This is a genomic window from Dactylosporangium sp. NPDC051485 (assembly GCF_040682015.1).
In the GTDB taxonomy this organism is placed as follows: domain Bacteria; phylum Actinomycetota; class Actinomycetes; order Mycobacteriales; family Micromonosporaceae; genus Dactylosporangium.
The window spans coordinates 1-1,851 of record NZ_JBFAZW010000247.1; the positions used below are offsets into that span (position 1 = coordinate 1).

Sequence of the window (1,851 nt, forward strand, 5' to 3'; positions counted from 1 at the left end):
CTAGGTGACTGGTGCTAAACGCGGGCTGATTGGTGACGCCGGTCAGCCCGCGTTTGTTGTTGGGGCGAGGTCGGGTTCGGGAGGTGCGCGCGGATTCCGTTGGCGGGTAAGGGTTGTCGGCGTCCTGGGGCGGGTTTGGGGGTTGTTGGGATGGCTGGTGTGGGCTGGGGGCCTCAGGCGAGGGCCCAGCCGCGGTGTGGGGTGTGGAGCAGGCCGAGCGTGGCGAGTCGGGCGAGGTTGGTGGCGGCGGCGAGGAGATTGAAGTCGGCGGCGATGCGGGCGAGTCCGCGTGTGCGGGCGCGGCGTCCGCCGTGGCGGCGGCGCATGAGGTGGGCGAGTTTGCGTTCGACCTTGGGGCGGGTGGCGCGGTAGTCGGCCTGCCAGGCGGGGTCGATCTGGCGAGTGCGGGCGGCAGCGAGGCGGGCCTCGTGCCGGCCGATCGTGATGCTGCGTCCGGTCTTGGCGTCGGTGCAGTGGGCGCGTAGTGGGCAGGTGGTGCAGGCGGTGCCGAAGTCGGCTTTGCCGGCGTGGCGGCCTTCGCCGGCGATCGGGCGGATCGGGCGGGTGATGCCGTTGGGGCAGGTCACCGTGGCCGCGTCGAGGTCGATGTGGAACTGGTCCTTGGTGAACTTGCCGGCGGGTGCCACGGGCGGCTGGACCTTGGTCTTGGCGTCGATGCCGTGGGTGTCCAGGTGGGCGAGGACCTCGCCGGCGCCGTAGGCGGAGTCGCCGTAGACCGCGGCGTCACCGGCCGGTCCGGCGTTGGTGGCGGGTTCGGTGAGGTCGGCGATGAGACCGGCGGCGGGTTGCGCATCGCCGGTGTTGCCGGCGGTGACCTCGGTAGCGGTGATGATCTCGCTGTCCGGGTCGACGGCGATGTGGCCTTTATAGCCGTCGAAGCCGCGGTGGCTGGTCTTGTGCCCGTGCCGGGCCTCGGGGTCGACAGTGGAGATGACCCGGTCCGGGGCGACCTTGCGGGCGATGCGCAGCACCCCGTCGGTGCCGGTCTCGAGGTCCTGGCCGAGCACGGTGGCCAGCAGCCGTATCGCCTGAACGACCGGTTCCGGCAGGCCTTGACGCCCGTCAAGGGCAGCAAGGAGCGCGTGACCGTCCCGGGCCCGGGAATCAATCAACGCCTCGCGGGCGGACTTGTCGTCCCAGTCCAGCACCGGCTTGGCTGAGCTGGCGTAGTCGTCGCCGCTGGTCAGTACCGCCCGCAGCAGCTCAGCCAGGTCCGGGCCGGCCACGCCGAGCAGGCCGCGGATCGCCGAGCGGATCAGCGTGATCGTGTCCATCGTGGCGACCGCGTCATACAACGGGGTCGAGTCCAGGACCCGGCGCCGGCCGATCAGCCCAGCCGCGCGGGCGGCGCTCAACGCAACCTCGAAGATGCGGTCCGGGCGGTCCGAGCGGCGCAGCCGCTCGCGCATGTCGACCAGCACGGTATGGGCGAACCCGACCCGGCCGGCACCGTCCCAGCCGCCGACCCCGGCGGCGTAACGCCACCGGGCGTCGAACGTGAACCGATCCACCGCCTCCCGGTCCGACAGCCCCTCGAGGCGCTGCAACACCATCACTGCCGCGACCACCGACGGTGGCACCGACCGGCGGCCGATCGCGGCGAACAGGTCCGTGAACATGCTGTCCGGGAACAGCGTCTCGCGGTGTTCGTGCAGGAACCCGAAGATCGAGTTACCGGGAAGGGCCTCGTCGCAGAACCGGGTAACCGCGTCCAACAGATCCAGCTGCTGTGACGCCCTGCCTAACGCCATCCCAGCAAACTACCCGAAATAGATCCAAAACGATGGCCGCCACGCCAGTGGCGGCCATCGTTTAACACCAGTCACCTAG

The 1,851-nt window shown here is 70.5% G+C and carries 1 protein-coding gene; it reads right to left on the minus strand.

The window, feature by feature from the left end; genetic code table 11:
• Nucleotides 1–173: 173 nt before the first annotated feature.
• Nucleotides 174–1,772 (minus strand): IS1182 family transposase, encoded by a 1,599-nt coding sequence (locus AB0M46_RS51295; RefSeq protein ID WP_363349062.1) that lies wholly within the window; start codon nt 1,770–1,772, stop codon nt 174–176.
• Nucleotides 1,773–1,851: the final 79 nt, after the last annotated feature.